Source organism: Mycobacterium sp. P2_H7 (genome assembly GCF_056403275.1).
Map to the genome: position 1 here is coordinate 146,189 of NZ_JBFUFU010000002.1, position 17,282 is coordinate 163,470.

Annotated in this window: 15 protein-coding genes; 6 read left to right on the forward strand and 9 right to left on the reverse strand. The window is 67.0% G+C overall.

Annotation, left to right across the window (positions count from 1 at the left end):
• Positions 1-55 precede the first annotated feature (55 nt).
• The 3 genes from opcA to AC1DY7_RS02545 are packed head-to-tail and all read left to right on the forward strand — an operon-like array spanning position 56 to position 2,046.
• Positions 56-967: a glucose-6-phosphate dehydrogenase assembly protein OpcA gene (gene opcA, locus AC1DY7_RS02535; protein WP_477492082.1), complete on the forward strand. Its 912-nt coding sequence runs from the start codon at positions 56-58 to the stop codon at positions 965-967.
• Entirely contained in the window at positions 960-1,673 is a 714-nt protein-coding gene (pgl, locus tag AC1DY7_RS02540) for a 6-phosphogluconolactonase (protein ID WP_477492083.1), read from the forward strand. The genes opcA and pgl overlap by 8 nt, the downstream gene beginning before the upstream one ends.
• Positions 1,674-1,677: 4 nt before the next feature.
• Positions 1,678-2,046, forward strand: coding sequence for an ATPase (locus AC1DY7_RS02545; RefSeq protein WP_477492084.1), 369 nt, complete (start codon positions 1,678-1,680; stop codon positions 2,044-2,046).
• Positions 2,047-2,074: 28 nt separating this feature from the next.
• Here the strand turns inward: AC1DY7_RS02545 and ppc are convergent, their stop codons facing one another.
• Genes ppc through AC1DY7_RS02560 form a run of 3 tightly spaced genes read right to left on the reverse strand, consistent with a single transcriptional unit; the run spans position 2,075 to position 5,838 of the window.
• On the reverse strand, positions 2,075-4,876 hold the full coding sequence (gene ppc / locus AC1DY7_RS02550; protein WP_477492085.1) for a phosphoenolpyruvate carboxylase: 2,802 nt from the start codon (positions 4,874-4,876) through the stop codon (positions 2,075-2,077).
• Between the two features lie 57 nt (positions 4,877-4,933).
• The gene (locus AC1DY7_RS02555; RefSeq protein WP_477492086.1) at positions 4,934-5,269 is read right to left on the reverse strand and encodes a hypothetical protein; all 336 of its coding nucleotides are present in this window, start codon (positions 5,267-5,269) and stop codon (positions 4,934-4,936) included.
• Complete coding sequence (locus AC1DY7_RS02560; protein ID WP_477492219.1) at positions 5,266-5,838, reverse strand: MspA family porin; 573 nt, start codon at positions 5,836-5,838, stop codon at positions 5,266-5,268. Before AC1DY7_RS02560 ends, AC1DY7_RS02555 begins: the two co-directional genes overlap by 4 nt.
• A 146-nt stretch (positions 5,839-5,984) precedes the next feature.
• Between AC1DY7_RS02560 and AC1DY7_RS02565 the strand changes: the two genes are divergently transcribed.
• Positions 5,985-6,608: a LysE family translocator gene (locus AC1DY7_RS02565; RefSeq protein ID WP_477492087.1), complete on the forward strand. Its 624-nt coding sequence runs from the start codon at positions 5,985-5,987 to the stop codon at positions 6,606-6,608.
• On the opposite strand, the gene secG is transcribed toward AC1DY7_RS02565, so the two are convergent.
• From secG to gap, 4 genes are all read right to left on the reverse strand, one after another.
• Complete coding sequence (gene secG / locus AC1DY7_RS02570; protein WP_477492088.1) at positions 6,605-6,841, reverse strand: preprotein translocase subunit SecG; 237 nt, start codon at positions 6,839-6,841, stop codon at positions 6,605-6,607. The genes AC1DY7_RS02565 and secG overlap by 4 nt on opposite strands.
• Before the next feature lie 81 nt (positions 6,842-6,922).
• Positions 6,923-7,708 (reverse strand): triose-phosphate isomerase, encoded by a 786-nt coding sequence (tpiA, locus tag AC1DY7_RS02575; protein WP_477492089.1) that lies wholly within the window; start codon positions 7,706-7,708, stop codon positions 6,923-6,925.
• 2 nt (positions 7,709-7,710) lie between these two features.
• Positions 7,711-8,937 (reverse strand): phosphoglycerate kinase, encoded by a 1,227-nt coding sequence (locus tag AC1DY7_RS02580; protein WP_477492090.1) that lies wholly within the window; start codon positions 8,935-8,937, stop codon positions 7,711-7,713.
• A 3-nt stretch (positions 8,938-8,940) separates the two neighbouring features.
• Positions 8,941-9,963: a type I glyceraldehyde-3-phosphate dehydrogenase gene (gap, locus tag AC1DY7_RS02585; protein WP_477492091.1), complete on the reverse strand. Its 1,023-nt coding sequence runs from the start codon at positions 9,961-9,963 to the stop codon at positions 8,941-8,943.
• 151 nt (positions 9,964-10,114) lie between these two features.
• Here gap and AC1DY7_RS02590 point away from each other — a divergent pair, with 151 nt between their 5' ends.
• On the forward strand, positions 10,115-11,776 hold the full coding sequence (locus AC1DY7_RS02590; protein WP_477492092.1) for an SLC13 family permease: 1,662 nt from the start codon (positions 10,115-10,117) through the stop codon (positions 11,774-11,776).
• Here AC1DY7_RS02590 and AC1DY7_RS02595 read toward each other — a convergent pair.
• Entirely contained in the window at positions 11,773-12,771 is a 999-nt protein-coding gene (locus AC1DY7_RS02595) for a phospholipase D-like domain-containing protein (RefSeq protein WP_477492093.1), read from the reverse strand. The genes AC1DY7_RS02590 and AC1DY7_RS02595 overlap by 4 nt on opposite strands.
• The gene (locus AC1DY7_RS02600) at positions 12,768-14,543 is read right to left on the reverse strand and encodes an ABC transporter ATP-binding protein (protein ID WP_477492094.1); all 1,776 of its coding nucleotides are present in this window, start codon (positions 14,541-14,543) and stop codon (positions 12,768-12,770) included. Before AC1DY7_RS02600 ends, AC1DY7_RS02595 begins: the two co-directional genes overlap by 4 nt.
• A 623-nt stretch (positions 14,544-15,166) precedes the next feature.
• On the opposite strand from AC1DY7_RS02600, the gene AC1DY7_RS02605 reads away from it, so the two are divergent.
• The gene (locus AC1DY7_RS02605) at positions 15,167-16,972 is read left to right on the forward strand and encodes a cellulase family glycosylhydrolase (RefSeq protein WP_477492095.1); all 1,806 of its coding nucleotides are present in this window, start codon (positions 15,167-15,169) and stop codon (positions 16,970-16,972) included.
• Positions 16,973-17,282: the final 310 nt, after the last annotated feature.

The following is a 17,282-nucleotide window of genomic DNA, read 5'->3' on the forward strand; positions in this document are numbered from 1 at the left end:
GAGTGAGCATCGCAGCGAGGCACGAGCGAGGAGCGGAACGAGAAGGAGCCGAGCGGTGATACTGGATTTACCCGACACCAATACCGGTGCCATCAACAAGAAGATCGTCGCGCTGCGGGAAGAGGGGGGCGCGATCACACTCGGCCGGGTGTTGACTCTGGTGATCGCGCCGGACACCGAGGCCCTGCTCGAGGAGTCGATCGAGGCGGCCAACGCCGCCAGCCGGGAGCATCCCTGCCGCGTCATCGTCGTCATCCCGGGTGACCGGCTGACCACCGATGCCCGCCTGGACGCCCAGTTGCGGGTGGGCCGCGACGCCGGCGCCAACGAGGTGGTCGTGCTGCGACTGTCCGGTCCGCTGGCCAACCACGCCAGCAGCGTGGTGACCCCGTTCCTGCTGCCCGACACCCCCGTGGTGACGTGGTGGCCGGACCTGGCCCCACGGGTGCCGGCCGAGGATCCGTTGGGCAAGTTGGCGATCCGCCGGATCACCGACGCCACCAACGGGGAAGACCCGCTGGCCTGCATCAAGAGCAGACTGGCGGGCTACACCCCCGGCGACACCGACCTGGCCTGGAGCCGTATCACCTACTGGCGGGCGCTCCTGGCCGCCGCACTGGACCAGGCGCCGTACGGCCCGATCACCTCGGTCGTGGTGTCCGGCCTGAAAGATGAACCGGCGCTGGACATCCTGGCAGGGTGGCTGGCCGGACGGCTGGACTGCCCGGTGTCGCGTGCGGTCGGCGACCTGAAGGTCGAATTGAACCGCGACGACGAGACGATCGTGCTGAGCCGTCCGCAGGACGGGGTGACCGCGACACTGATCCGCACCGGGAAACCCGACGCGCAGATCCCGCTGGCCCGCAGGGAAACCCGCGACTGCCTGGCCGAGGATATGCGTCGTCTGGACGCCGATGAGATCTACTTCGAAGCACTACAGGGAATCGACAAGGTGGCTTATGTCTGAGATCGTGACCGAAACCTACCTCGACGCGGACGAACTGGCCGCGGCGGCCGGCGCCCGCCTGGTGGGTGCGATCACCTCGGCGATCGCGAACCGCGGCGCGGCGGCGATCGTGCTGACCGGCGGAACGGTCGGCATCAAGCTGCTTCGTCACGTGGTGGGTTTCAGCACCGATATCGACTGGTCGAAGGTCGAATTGTTCTGGGGTGACGAGCGTTTCGTGCCCGCCGCCGACGGTGAGCGCAACCTCAAGCAGGCGCACGAAGCGCTGCTGGAGAGCATCGACATCCCGTCGGCCAACGTGCATGCCATCGCGGCCAGCGACGGCGAGTTCGGCGATGACATCGAGGCAGCGGCGGCGGCCTACGAGAAGCTGCTGCCCGCCGAGTTCGACGTGCACCTGTTGGGCATGGGCGGCGAGGGGCACATCAACTCGCTGTTCCCCGACACGGCCGCGGTACAGGAGACGGCACGACTCGTCGTCGCGGTGACCGACTCCCCCAAGCCGCCGCCCCGCCGGATCACCCTCACGCTGCCCGCCGTGGCGCGGGCCCGCGAGGTGTGGCTGGTGGTGGCCGGTTCCGAGAAGGCCGAAGCGGTGGCGGCCGCCCTCAACGGCGCCGCCGCGGTGGACGTCCCCGCTGCCGGCGCGGTCGGCAAGGAGAAGACGGTATGGCTGCTCGACGAAGCGGCCGCCGCCAAACTCTGAGCCCATGACCGATCCCACGGCAGGTAAGACGCCCGGGCGCCAGCGCATCAAGACGTTGACGCAAGCCGCGCTGAACGCCGATATGACCGTCGGTCAGGTCGAGTCGCTGCTGGTCGGCCTCGAGTCGACGGTCGTGGACCTGAACAAGTCGATGGGCAGCCTGGACACCACGATGGTGCGGTTCAACGACACCATCACCCGTATCGATGAACTCGCACCCCGCCTGTTCGGTGTGGTCGAGCGGATGGAACGCATCGTCGAGCGTGTCGAGGTGATGGTCGGGGTCGGTGAGTCCGTGCTGGCCCCGGTCGCGGCGACGGAGACCGCCGTGCGCCGCGTGCTGGTGGCCGTCCGCCGGACCACGGGGATCTGACCGTGACGACCCCCGCTGCCCGGCACCGCTAGCCGGAGTTCCGCAACGCGGTCGCCAGCCCGCTCATCGTCAGCAGGATGCCGCGCTGCACCAGCTCGTCGGTGTCCCCGGCCCGGTGCCGGCGCAGCAGTTCCACCTGCAGGTGGTTGAGCGGCTCCAGGTAGGGGAACCGGTTGAACACCGACCGGGCCAACGCGGCGTTGTCCGCCAACAGATCGTCCTGCCCGGTGATCAGCCGGTGCATCCGGATGGTCCGGTCGTGCTCGTCGACGATCTTGTCGAACACCCGCTTGCGCAGCGCCTCGTCCTCGACCAGCTCCGAATAGCGTGCCGCCAGCCCCATGTCGGCCTTGGCCAGCACCTGCGCCATGTTCGACAGCACGGTCCGGAAGAACGGCCACCGTTCGTAGAGATCCTGAAGCACCTCGAGGCGGCCATCGGCGCCGGCGATGAACTCCTCGAATGCCGTGCCCGTCCCGTACCAGCCGGGCAGCATCACCCGGGACTGGCTCCAGGCCAGCACCCACGGGATGGCGCGCAGATCCGAGATGGCCGTGGTGGGTTTGCGCGAGGTGGGCCTGCTGCCGATGTTGAGCGCGCCGATCTCGCTGACCGGGGTGGAGGCCTTGAAGTATTCGACGAATCCCGGTGTCTCGTGCACCAATTCGGCGTACGCCCGCTGGGCGCGGGCGGCCAGGTCGTCGAGCACCTCATAGGCGTTTTCGGCCAGTTCCCCCAAACCTTCGGTATCGAGCAGGGTCGACTCCAGGGTGGCCGCGAGCAGCGTCTCCAGGTTGCGGTGCGCAATCCGCGGCTCGGCGTACTTTGCCGCGATGACCTCGCCCTGCTCGGTGATGCGCAGCGACCCGTTCACCGCGCCGGGCGGCTGGGCCAGGATCGCGTCGTAGCTGGGGCCGCCGCCGCGGCCGACGGTGCCACCGCGACCGTGGAAGAGCCGCAACCGGATTCCGGTCTTGCGGGCCGACTCGACCAGATCGAGTTCGGCGCGGTACAACGCCCAGTTGGCCGCCAGGTAGCCGCCGTCCTTGTTGGAATCCGAATAGCCGAGCATGATCTCCTGGTGCTCGCCGCGTGCGGTCACCATCGCGCGGTACACCGGCAGGTCGAGGACCGCCTCCAGGATCGCCGAGCCGCGCTGCAAGTCGTCGATGGTCTCGAACAGCGGTACGACGCCCACCGGGGCGTACGGGTGCTCCCCCGAAACATCCAGCAGCCCGGCCTCTTTGAGCAGGACCGCGGCTTCGAGCATGTCCGAGACGGACTGACACATGGAGATGATGTAGTTGGGCACCGCCTGCGGACCGAACACCTTCACCGCCCGGGCCGCCGCCACCACGATGCCCAGTTCTTTGTGTGCGAGTTCGGACAGTTCGGCGCCCTCGCCGATCAGTGGCCGCCGCGTCGCGATCTCGGCCGCGAGCAGCGCCACCCGCTCGTCCTCGGGCAGTGATGCGTAGTCGGGGTGGACACCGGCCCAGGCCAGCAGTTCGGCGATGACCTCCTCGTGCACATCGGAGTTCTGCCGCATGTCCAGGCCGGACAGGTGAAAACCGAAGACCCGCACGGCTTCCCGCAGCCGGCCCAGCCGGTCGTCGGCCAGCACCGCGCTGCCGTTGGCGCGCAGCGACGCGTCGACGACGTCCAGGTCGGCCAGCAGCTCTGCTGGGGTGACGTAGGGCTCCAGGCCCAGGTCCAGCACCGCTGCGGGCTGGTCGTCCAGGATGCCCGCGGCGGTCGCGGTCAACCGGGCGTGGATCACCCGCAGCGCGCGGCGGTACGGTTCGTCGGCGCGGGCCGGCTCGGTGCACAGCGAGATGAGTGCGAGCAGGTCGTCGGTGACGTGCACCAGCCGCGCCGACATGGACAGTTCCTGCTCCAGCGCGGTGAGCTCGCCGAAGTAGTGCGAGAAGGCAGTGTAGGCGGCCCGTCCGGTGGCCAATCGCACGATCTCGGCGTTCACATTGGGGTTGCCGTCCCGGTCACCGCCGATCCAGGATCCCGGCCGCAGGATCGGGTCCGCCAACAGCTGCGCCCCCGGGAATCGGGTCTCCAGCGCGGTCCGCACCTCGGCGTTGACCTGTGGGATGACCTCGAGGAACGCCGCCTGGTAGTAGCGCAGCCCGGTTTCGATCTCGTCGGAGATCTTCAGCCGCGACAACCGCACCAACGCCGTCTGCCACAGCGTGAGGATGTGCCTGCGCAGTTCGGTCTCGATGTCCCGCCCCTCGGCCGTGCTGGCGTGGCCCTGTGCGCGCAACCGCATCAGCTCCGTGATCCGGTGCTGGGTGTCGAACACGGTGCGGCGACGGGTCTCGGTGGGATGTGCGGTGATCACCGGGGAAACCAGCGCGCCGTGCAGCGCCTCGGCGACCGCGGCGGTGTCCAAGTCGGCGCCGTCCAGCTTGAGGTAGGTGGCGGCCAGGCTGCTGTCCTGCGGCGGCTCGCCCGCCGCCACGTGCACCGCGCGGCGTCGCTCACGGTGGATGTCCTCGGCCACGTTGGCCAGCAGCGCGAAGTGGTTGAACGCGCGGATGACGGGAATGGCCAGGTGGATGTCGATCCCGGCGAACAGGTCCGCGAGGTCGGCACGGTCCAACTCGGAACGCCGCACCTGGAACGAGCCGACGCGGGCGCGCTCCACCAGGTCGAACACCACGTCGCCGTTCTGCTCACGCACGGTGTCACCGAGGATCGCACCCAGCAGCCGGATGTCTTCCCGCATGGGCTCGGTGGCCTCCCGGCCCACGTGCGTGCGCCGCACCGATCCGATCGGTTCCAGCACCGTGTCCACACGTCCGTTCTCAGCCATGTGGTCGATTATCGGCGTCGGCGTGTGGCGGTGCATGGCGAGACCGGCGGTACCCCGTCATCCGCCCGCCGGCACGATCGGTTTCGGCGGGTCGACGGTGGGCGGTGGGGCGTGTTGTCCGGCGGGGAAAACGATTGGCGGACTTGTGGTTTTGTCAGATTTGTCATCGCTGGATTTGCCGTTGTCGTCACCGATGGCGGAATCCAGTTGCGGCGGCCAGTCCACCGAGGTGGGCGGCCAGCTTTCGGTGGCCGACGAACCCGAGCCCCCGCCCGGCGCCGCGCAACCCGAAGCGGCGCCGAAATCCCCTGCGCCCGAGCAGTCCGCGGCGGCCGTCGGCGCCAGCAGCAGCGCGACGGGAACCATTGCGCCGCAAAGCAATCGAGTGATCACAGCGTCAGGATGTCGCCGTAGGCGTTCACGCTGTCGTCGGATTTGTCGGTGTCGATCATCGCGGTGGTGAAGAATCGGATGGACACCGGGCCGCCGCAGGCATCGACCTTCACATGCGCGTCGTGTACGACGATCTCGCCGTCGCGGCCCTTGAGCGCCTTCTTGCCCAGCCCGACATTGGTGATCGTGCCCGGCAGCAGGTTGATGGACACATTGCCCTCGACATCGGCGTACGGCCCGATGTTGTTGAGCACGTTCGTCCCGTTGAACCCGGGGCTGATCCCCACATCGGCGTCCCCGCCGATACTGCCGCCCTCACTGAGATCAATCTGACAGCCCAACTGCAGGCCGAACACCAGATTCCCGGCATTCACCGCCTCCGCGCCGTTGCCCGCGATGAGGGCTTCGGCCTTCCCGGTGACGAACCCTTCCCTGGTGAAGGCCGTGGCCGCCATGTTGGGCACCGAATTGATGGTCATCCGGGTCAGCGCGACACTCAGGTGCCAACCGTCATCGGTGTCGGCGGACTGGGTCACGTCGGCCACCGGCAGCGGATCGGCGCGTGCCACAACGGATGCCACACACAGCAACGCAACCGCAGCGGCGCCCGCGGGGAGAATTCTGTACACGAACCGCGATCGTAAGAGCTCGCGCTGAGTACCGGCTGGCACCCAGCTATGTCATTCTGTGCCGCGCGCGCCTTTACGATAAGCCGGTGCTGGTCAACCTGATCTCCTTCGCCGCGGCGGCCATCATCGTCGTGCTGTTGCCCGGCCCCGACACCCTGGTGGTGGTACGGGGCATGGTCCGTGGTGGCACCAGAGGCGGGATCACGACGTCGCTCGGGGTGTTGTGCGGCCTGCTGGTGTGGGTGGCCGCGGCGGCGTTCGGGCTCGCGGCGCTGCTACAGGCCAGCGAGGTCGGCTACGAGGCGCTCAAGATCGCCGGTGCCTGCTACCTGGTGTGGATGGGCGTGCAGTCGCTGCGCTCACTGCGGCAGACGGCAGCGGAACTGACGGCCCCGGAGACCACTCGGCACGGCCTGATGCGGCCGGGTTTCGTGTCCGGATTCCTCACCGACATTCTCAACCCGAAGGTCGGGGTGTTCTTCGTGAGCTTCCTGCCCGGTTTCGTCCCCGCCGGCTATCCGGTGGGCTGGACGACGCTGTCGCTGGGCGGCATCTTCATCGTGTTGACCGCGTTCTACTGCGCGGGACTGGTGGCGGCGTCGGGGACGATCGCCGACTGGATGCAGACGCCGCGGATACGCAGACGCCTGGACACCCTCACCGGACTGGTCCTGGTGGGGTTCGGCGTGCGATTGGCTACCGAGAGCTAGACGTTGTACTTGATCCGCAGCGCCATACCGATGATGGACACCACCCAGATACCGACGACGAAGTAGGTCAGCCGGTCGAGGTTCTTCTCCACCACGGTCGAACCGGACAGGCTCGACTGCACACCGCCGCCGAACAGGGTCGACAGGCCGCCGCCCTTGGCGCGGTGCAGCAGGACCAACAGGACCGTCAGAATGCTGGTGACGACCAGGGTGATCTGCAGCGCGAGTTCCATGGCGGTCAGCCTACACGGGCGTGATTTCGGCGCGAAAACCCGCGCCCACCGCGGGTAACCGCGCCGAAATCACTCCGCGAATCACGGCAACGGGCCACCGGCTGCGATCGCGGACAGGGTGGCGAACTGCTCGCCCTCCAGCGACGCCCCGCCGACCAGCGCACCATCCACGTCGGACTGACCGACGATCTCGCCGACGTTCTTGGCGTTCACCGAACCGCCGTAGAGCACGCGGACCCCGGCGGCGATCTCCGGGGAGGCCAGCGCCACCAGCTCGTCCCGGATGGCCTTGCACACTTCCTGCGCGTCGGCGGCACTGGCCACCCTCCCGGTGCCGATGGCCCACACCGGCTCGTAGGCGATCACCACCTGGCTGATCTGCTCGGCCGACAACCCGGCCAGCGAGCCGCGCAGCGAGTTGACGTTGAACTCGACGTGGTTGCCCGCCTCGCGGACCTCCAGCGCCTCACCGATGCAGACGATCGGGGTGAGGCCGTGCTTGAGCGCGGCCTTGGCCTTCGCAGCCACCAGGTCGTCGGACTCGCCGTGGTAGGTGCGCCGCTCCGAATGCCCGACGACGGCGAACGTGACGCCCAGCTTGGCCAGGAAGGCCCCGCTGATCTCGCCGGTGTACGCGCCCGAATCGTGTTGGGAGACGTCCTGGGCGCCGTAGGTGAGCCGCAGCTTGTCCCCGTCGACCAGGGTCTGCACACTGCGCAGATCCGTGAACGGCGGGATGACGGTCACGTCCACCTTGTCGAAGTACTTGTCCGGCAAGGCGAATGCGATCTTCTGCACCAGGGCGATGGCCTCGAAGTGATTGAGGTTCATCTTCCAGTTGCCGGCGATGAGCGGCTTACGGGCCATGTCTAGGACTCCAGAACGTTGATACCGGGCAGGGTCTTGCCCTCGAGGTATTCCAGCGACGCTCCGCCGCCGGTGGAGATGTGCGAGAAGCCGTCCTCGGGCAGGCCGAGCAGGCGCACCGCGGCTGCCGAGTCACCGCCGCCGACGACGCTGAACGCACCCTTGCCGGTGGCGCCGATGATCGCTTCGGCGACACCCTTGGTGCCCGCCGCGAACGCCGGGAACTCGAACACGCCCATCGGACCGTTCCAGAACACCGTCTTGGCGTTGGACAGCAGCGCCGTGAACCGCTTCACCGACTCGGGCCCGATGTCCAGGCCCATCTGGCCGTCCGGGATCTGGTCGGCGGCCACCGTCTGGGTCTGCGCGTCGGCGGCGAACTTGTCGGCCACCACGATGTCCACCGGCAGGTGGATCACGTCACCGTAGGTCTCCAGCAGCTTCTTGCACGTATCGATCATCTCCTCTTGCAACAGCGAGGTTCCGACCGGAACCCCTTGTGCGGCAAGGAAGGTGAAGCACATGCCACCGCCGATGACGATGCTGTCGGCCTTGGTGGCCAGATTCTCGATGACCGCGAGCTTGTCGGACACCTTGGACCCGCCGAGCACCACGGCGTACGGGCGCTCGGTCGAGCTGGTGAGCTGCTCGAGCACCTTGACCTCGGTGGCCACCAGCGTGCCAGCGTAGTGCGGCAACAGGGTGGCGACGTCGTACACCGACGCCTGCTTGCGGTGCACCACACCGAAGCCGTCGGAGACGAAGGCGCCGGGCGTTCCGTCGGCCGCCTCGACCAGACCGGCGAGGGCCTTGGCCAGGGCCAGCCGCTCGGCGTCGTCCTTGCTGGTCTCCCGCGCGTCGAAGCGGATGTTCTCCAGCAGCAGGACGTCACCGTCGGTCAGTCCCTCGGCACGCGCCAACGCGTCGGTGCCCACCACGTCACCGGCCAGCTGGACGTGCCTGCCGAGCTGCTCCCCCAGCGCCGCGGCGACCGGGGCGAGCGAGAACTTCGGGTCCGGCTCACCCTTGGGGCGGCCCAGATGCGCGGTCACGACCACCTTGGCGCCGGCGTCGGCCAGCGCTTTCAGGGTCGGCACCGAGGCGATGATGCGGCCCGGGTCGGTGATCGCCCCCGAGTCGTCGAGGGGGACGTTCAGGTCGGAGCGAACCAGGACGCCCCGACCCTCCACACCCTCGGCCAACAGGTCGTCGAGTGTCTTGACGGCCATCGGTCAGAGCGACTTGCCGACCAGCGCAACAAGATCCACGAGGCGGTTGGAGTAGCCCCACTCGTTGTCGTACCAGGAGACGACCTTCGCCTGGTTGTCGATGACCTTGGTCAGACCCGAGTCGAACAGCGAGCTGTGCGGGTCGGTGACGATGTCGCTCGACACGATGGGCGCGTCGTAGTACTTGAGGATGCCCTTCAGCGGGCCGTCGGCGGCGGCCTTCATGGCGGCGTTGATCTCGGCGACCGTGCCGGGCTTGGCCAACTCGGCGGTCAGGTCGGTGACCGAGCCCGTGGGGATCGGCACCCGCAGCGCGTAGCCGTCCAGCTTGCCCTTGAGCTCCGGGAGCACCAGGCCGATGGCCTTGGCGGCACCGGTCGAGGTGGGCACGATGTTGATGGCGGCGGCGCGGGCACGGCGGAGATCGCTGTGCGGGCCGTCCTGCAGGTTCTGGTCCTGGGTGTAGGCGTGGATCGTGGTCATCAGGCCCTTGACGATGCCGAACTCGTCGTTGAGGACCTTGGCCAGCGGGCCGAGGCAGTTCGTGGTGCACGACGCGTTGGAGATGATGTTCTGGCTGCCGTCGTACTTGTCGTCGTTGACGCCGAGCACGATGGTGATGTCCTCGTCGCTGGCCGGCGCGGAGATGATGACCTTCTTGGCGCCGGCGTCCAGGTGACCCTGGGCCTTGTCACGCTTGGTGAAGATGCCGGTCGACTCGACGACGATGTCGACGCCGAGGTCGCCCCAGGGCAGCGCCGCCGGGCCTTCCTTGACCTCGAGCGCCTTGATCTTGGTGTCGCCGACGACGATGGTGTCCTCACCCTCGAGAGTGACCTCGTAGGGCAGCCGGCCCAGGATCGAGTCGAACTTCAACAGGTGCGCCAGGCTGGCGTTCGAGGTCAGGTCGTTGACCGCGATGATCTCGATGTCGGTGTTCTTGCCGGCGGTCTTCTGCGCGTCCAGCGCACGGAAGAAGTTGCGCCCGATGCGGCCGAAACCGTTGACGCCTACCCGGATGGTCACGTGTTGTCTCCTTGAATAGTCGGCGGTGCACTGCTCGCACGCCAGCCTAGTAGTGCCGCTTCCGGCGCGTGCGGGCTGGTCAGATGATCGCGAGGCTCAGGTGGTGCGCCCGCCGGTCCACCGTGGACAGATCCGTACGACAATGCCGTGCATGGCACTCGTCGCGGCGGTCATCGTCGTCCTCACGCTGATCGCGATGACAACCGGACGCACCCCGGCGGTGCTCGCACTGATCTGCGCGCTGGTCGCGGCCGGCCTGGTCGGCATCGCCACACCGGCCGAGTTGTTCGCCGGGCTGAGCAACTCCGGTGTCATCACCGTCGCGGCGATGCTGGTGATCGCCAAGGGCGTGCTGCACACCGGAGTGGTGTCCCGGGTGATGTATCGGCTGCTCAACGGGGTGCGCACGTCCAGCCAGGCCCTGACCCGGCTGATCCCGCCGGTGGGCGTCGTGTCCGCGCTGATCAACACCACGCCGATCGTCGCGATGCTCATCCCGGCGGCCAAGGAGTTGGAGCAGCAGTCCGGGGTACCCGCCCGCGGGGTGCTGCTGCCCATCGCCCACGCGACGACGCTGGCGGGTTCGGCCACCCTGATCGGTACCAGCTCCAACCTGCTCATCGCCGCCCTCGCCGCACCCGCCGGGGTGCACCTGTCGATGTTCTCCTTCGTGCCGGTTGCGGTGCCGGTGGCGCTGGTGGGATGGGTGGTGTTGCTGGTGACCGCGCCGCTGATGCTCCGCGGTACGGCCGGAGCCGAGGAACCCGACCTGTCCTGGCGCGCCGAGATCCCGGTCACCCCGGGGGCCAACGCCGTCGGCCGGACCGCGGCCGCGGTCGGCATCCACACCACCGCCGAGTACGAACTGCTCGGGATCCGCCGACAGGGCCACCGCATCGAGGGCGACGCGGTGCTGGCGGCCGACGACATCCTGCTCTACCGCGCGACCGAATCCGGGGTGCGGATGCTCTGGGGCAGCCCCAGATTCAACCAGTCACCGCAACCGCTATACCAGGTCGTGGTGGCCACCAACGAGGAACACGGGACAGTGCGTGACCTGGAGGAGGACGAGGACCTTCTGGTCATCGCCGCTCAGACGGACCACCGACTCAGTCAGGCCGCCGCCGAACCCGGCGAGCTGTGCCTGGTGACCGCCGCCTCGGCGCAGACCCTCGACGGTCACCCGCTGGTCGCGCTGTGGCAGAAAGCCACCGACAAGGCGCCCCAGACCGGCAAGACATGGGTGGCGCTGGCCATCCTGATCGGGGTCATCCTGTCGGGGTCCTTCGGGCTGGCCCCGGTCGAACTCGCCGCCGTCGCCGGGGCAGTGCTGATGGTGCTCACCGGCGTCCTGACACCGCGGTCCGCGGTGCGGGCCCTGAACTGGAACATCCTGGCCATCATCGCCGGCTCCATCGGCCTCGGCACCATCGTGGTGAGAAGCGGCCTGGGCGACCACATCTCATCGGCGATCATGGCCCTGGCCGGATCCAACACGGCGCTGGTGGTGCTCGTCGTGGTGCTCGGCACCACCGCGCTGACCAACATCGTCACGAACGCGGCCGCCGCGGCGATCCTCACCCCGGTCGTGCTCACCATCGCCTCCGGCACCGGGCTGGACCCCGTGCTGCTGTTGATCCTGGTGGGCACGTGCATCTCGTTCACGTTCCTCAACCCGTTCAGCCATCAGTCGAATCTGATGGTGATGCGCCCGGGTGGTTATTCGACGGCGACGTTCGTCCGGTTCGGCATCCCGCTGACGGTGGCGTCGTTGGCCTCCGCCTTCGGCATCGGCTGGTTGCTGCTGAGTTAGGCGTCCGGCTCGTGCAGGGCGAGCTGGTCGATGTCGTGGGTGTCCCGGCCCCGGCCGGTGAGGTCGGCGATCAGGCCGGCATCGGAGAGATCCATCGGTTCCGAATGCTTCCAGTCGTGGTGGGCCACTTCGTTCAACCGGGTGGCGATCTCGTGATCGGTCACCTCGATCGCCAGCTCACGACGGTGGTCGAAGCTGCCCGGTGAGAGGTTGATCGAACCCACCACCGCCCGCTCGTGGTCGGCGAGAATCATCTTGGCGTGCAGCTTCATGTGCTTGAGCCGGTGGATCTTGATGCCGACGTCGTCGAGGATGCGCATGCCGCTGACCCCTTCGACCAGCTTCCCGTCTTTCAGATGGTGTGCCGCGCGGGCCATCACGTGCACCTTGACGCCGCGATGCGCGGCGCGGACCAGACGCTCGATGATCACCGGATCCTGATAGCGCTCGTTCTGCAGGAACAGGGTGTGCTTGGCGCTGTCGATGAAATCGGCGATCCGGTGCCTGCCGTTGGAGGGGCACCAGATCAGGTGCGCACCGCTGCCGGGATCGAAATCCTCACGCGCCCAGTCCGCTTCGAAGCAGTCGATGATCTCGGCGACCTCGTAGGCGCTGGGCGTGACGACGGCGTAGTCCCGCGTCAGGGTGAAATTCTCCTCGGTCCAGTTCAGCGATTCGACGAAGGCGTGCTCGTCGTCGACGACCATCGACTTCTCATGCGTCAGGTCGAAAGCGGGGTTGCTCTCCCGAACCTCGATGCCGAACTGCTGCAACATATCCCGGGCGGCGTCATTGTCGGTCTCGCCATCGCGCCGCTCGGGGTTGAGCATCACCTTGACGTCCACACCCCGCCGATGGGCGGCCACCACGGCCTCCAGCAGCGCACGATGACTGAAGGCGAACATCTTGATGCGCACCGACCGGGTGGCCGCGTGGATCGCGTCGAGAACGGGCTGCGCGGAGTCGTCGGGCAGGATGATCAGCGATCGCGTCACGGTGTCTCGTTTTCGTATTGGATGCGGTGCAAGTCGGCGTATCTGCCGCCGGCGGTCAGCAGCTCGTTGTGCGTGCCCTCTTCGACGACGCGACCCTCTTCCAGCACCACGATCTTGTCCGCGTCGCGAATGGTGCTGAGCCGGTGGGCGATCGTGATCACCGTACGGTCGGCCATCAATCGCTGCAGCGCGGACATCACCAGGTGTTCGGACTCCGCGTCCAGCGCCGCGGTCGGTTCGTCGAGGATCAGGATCGGACTGTCACGGATGAGGGCACGGGCGATACCGATGCGCTGACGCTGACCACCGGACAACGTCATGCCGCGCTCCCCGACCGCGCTGTCGTAGCCCTGCGGCATCTCGGAGATGAATTCGTGCGCATTGGCCAGCTTGGCCATCTCGACGACCTCGTCGTGGTCGGCATCGGGCCTGCCGAAAGAGATGTTGTCGCGGATGGTCCCGCGGAACAGCACCGTGTCCTGCAGGACATAGGCGATCTGGCTGCGCAGCTCATGGAGTTTGTAGTCGCGCAGGTCCACCCCGTCGATCCGGACGGTGCCCACGCTCGGGTCGTAGAACCGCGGAATCAGGCTGACCAGACTGGACTTTCCGCTGCCCGTGTGCCCGACGACGCCCACCAACTGGCCCGGGTGCACCTCGAAGGAGACGTCACGCAGCACCGGGGTCTCGGGGTTGTAGCTGAACGCCACCCGCTCGAAGGCGATGGCGCCCTTGATCCGGGCCGCCTCGACCGCGTCCGGCTTCTCTTGGACCGTCGTCTCGGCGGTCAGCAGGGCGTTGACGCGGTCCACCCCGACCGAGGCCATGGCGATGGTGTTGGTCAATTTGGCCAGATCCTGGACCGGCTTGAAGAACGACACCAGGTAGGAGATGAAGACGGTCAACGTGCCCGCCGTCATCGCCCCCGCGAGGATCAATGCCGATCCGCGCCAGAGCACCAGCGCAGTGCAGGCGGCCACCACCACGGCGACGATCGGCGATACCACCGACTTCACCCGCCTGGCGTTGAGCGCCGCGTCCACCGCCTGCTGACCGGCCAGCGCCAGTTGTTGCTCCTGCAGTTCCTCCCGATCGAACGCCTTGACCACCCGGATGGACTGCAGGCCTTCCTCGGCGACGGCCACGATGTCGGATTCCCGGCGGCGCACTTCGTGGGTGGCCACCTTGACGGCCTTACGGATCCGGGACACGAACAGCAGCAGCAGGGGCGCCACCGCGAGCGCGACGAGGGTGAAATCCCATTGCAGCCACAGCATCACGAAGAGCATGCCCACGATGGTCAACAGGTCGGTGGCGATGCCGAGCGTCGAGGCGGATGCGAAATCCTGGATGGTGTCGACATCATCGGTGAGCGTGCTCAGGATGGGCCCGACGCGGTGGGTGTCGAAATAGTTCAGCGACAGCTGCTGCAGGTGGTGGTAGGCCCGGGTGCGCAGGTCGTTGCCGATGCGCTGGCCGACCGTCTCGGTCAGGTAGTTCGCGGCATAGGTGGCGACCGCGGCGATCAGCGCGATGATGATCACCATGATCGCGGCCAGGCCGGCGATGTGCATGCGGCCCTCGCCACCGAGGAGCGGCTGCAGCAGCCCGTGCAGCCAGCCCGGTAGCGGATGGTCGCCGACGACGCTGTCGAGTACCACCTTCAGCGGCCAGGGCGCTGCCAGACCCATGAGTATCTGGATCACGAGCACCCCAAAGATGCCGGCGACCATCCACCGATAGGGCCGGATCAGCTCAAGGATCAGTCTCATCGCGACCGTCGCCTCTGTAGGGGTGTTGACATGGAGTTTGTGGCCACACAGTACAACCTCGGCACCACGCCAGAGCGGCACACGGCCGCGCCACGTCGGTGGCCGTCGGCAGGCGCGACGGGGCCGCCCGCGCAGTGTCGTTTCGGAGCATTGTCACCAAGCGTCGGGAAAGGCGGCCGTGAAGAGTATCACCTACCGTTTTGCGGCAATTGACGACTCCCCGAAGAATTGATCGAGCAACGGTGCTGGCTCCCGGAAATACCCCTCTGAATGATATCCAGAACCTTCGGTATCGCCGCTGCAGAAATGGAAACTCAGCAATGTCGCCATTCAGTTCCGGGAGCCGGATAAATACAACGTGAACTGCCAAATCAATGCGCAGAGCTGCATGTCCGGCCAATCAGAATGCTTTGCCAAGCCCGCCACCCACCCCTTCGGAAAGGATGAACGGGCGGCGTTCTTTATTGAACCCGGCGCGGCGATATCAAACATTTTCTACATTTCATCGCGCACGTGCGAGCACAGAGATAAGGTCCACTAACCTCCAGAAAGGAGGTGAGTGATCAAGGTTCTTGGAGCTGACGATGTGTGCGATGCGTAAGCATATTGTTGACCGAATTTGCATGGGCATCGTTCCACTACTGACCGTCGCCGTCGGGACGGCCGGACTCGACCTGACGGTGCACGAGCACCTCGGCCCGCGGGTCGCATCGCACGCCGTCGTGCCCACCGCTGCCATCGACACGTCGGCCAGCACGGTCGGCATCGCGGATTCGAACCTGTACTTCATGGACGCCGCAGACATGACGACGGCGATGGATCACCTGCAGTCACTGGGCGTCACCCAGGTGCGACTCTTCCTGCCGTGGCGCGACATCGAGACGGCCGACGACAGCTACGACTGGACCCACGCCGACCAGCTCATCGATGCGGCCGCGTCCCACGGCATCGCCGTCGTCGCGGCGGTGACCAGCACGCCGACCTGGGCGACGAACTACGGATGGGTCGCCGCCAACGGCGAACCCACCTCGACGGCCGCCTACGCCGACTTCATGGCGCAGCTCGCCCAGCGGTACGGCACGCCGGCCGATGCCACGGAAGCCAAGATCGCGGCCTACGAAATCTGGAATGAGCCAAACGGTTTCGCCGGCTGGTTCCCGATGCCGGATGCGCGGATCTATACGCAGTTGCTGCAGGCCGCCTATACCTCGATCAAGGCCGTCGACCCCGCCGCCACGGTGATCGGCGGTGCGCTCGGCACCGGTCTGTCCATGGCCTGGCTGACCGTGAATCCGGTGACCTTCCTGTCGCAGATGTACGCCGCGGGCGCGGAGGGCTATTTCGACGCCCTGTCGTTCCACCCGTACAACCTCACCGGCACGCTGTCCGACGGCTTGACGTTCTACAACTCGGCGATCAAGCAGTTGATGAAACTGCGCGAGATCATGGAGGCCAACGGCGACGGCGAGAAGCTAGTCTGGGCAACCGAATACGGCGAACCTTCCACCCAGGCGGGCGACGCGAACCAGGCCGCCTACATCGAGGATTTCCTGCAGACCTGGTCCACCATGCCCGGCGTCGGCCCGTCGTTCATCTACTCGCTGATCGACCTGGCCACCGGATCGCTGTGGTCGGAGAACAACTACGGCATCTTCCACGACGATTGGACGCCGAAACTCGCCGCCGGCGTCATCAAGGAATGGATCGCATCCCACACCGGACCATGGGATCCCGACGACCTCATCGAGTACGTCGCGCAGTACCGGCCTGCGAGCCTGGCCACCCAGATGCTGACCGCCGTGGTGAACACGGTCCGGGCCATCGTCGCCAAGGCGTCCCTGTTGCTGGCCAGCGCCGTCCGGGCCGTCGTGGACATCACGGCCGACGCGGTCGAGTCGGTGTCCAGCCTGGCCGCCGCCTTCGCCCCGGCACCGAAGGCACCCGCGACACCGAAGGCACCAGCGGCGGCGGTGCCCTCCGCGCGGGTGGAACCCGTTGTCGCCGAGACTGCCACGGTCGGCATCGCCGAGAAGACGGAGGAGGTCGCGGAGGTCGAGAAGGACGCCACCGTCGCCGACGCCCCGGAGGCCACCCCGACGGTTCAGCCGACAGCTCCAGCCGATCCCGATCCCGAGCCCGACACGTCCGCGCCCGCCGAATCGGCCGAATCTTCAGCATCCACGCCATCCACCGAAAGCAAGCCACCCACACCACGGCCGCACCGGCACTCCGCCACTCCAAAGGAATCAACGGAATCTGCGGATGCACCCACGGCGCCGAAAACCCGTGCACGGCACAGCTACAACCCCCGGCGCCACAGCGCAGCCGCCCGTCCCGAGGTCGAGCGCGGGCAGGGTCCGGCACCGACACAACACGAGCGATCTACCACACCCCACGAGTCCACGGCGTCGAGCGATGCCGCTGCATAATGCCTGTGAAATACCCACCAGTGTGCTGGTCGCACTGGGCAGTCGAATGTTGCGTTCGCAACCGGTTGCGCACATTGCCAACAGAGGTGATCGCGACCACTAACTGCTGATCGAGGCCCTGGGATACCAGTTGTCGAAATTTCCCAGAACTCGGTTGTCGCGCCGCAACCTCGAGATCGCTGAGCCGACACCGGAAAGGCGATGGCGGACACGCCATTTCGCATCTCAAAAGTTGTCTCGTATCGCAACTCGTCGTGTCGTTCAACTCGGGTAGTCAACTCAAATCTGTTGTTCTTCATCATTTTTCAGC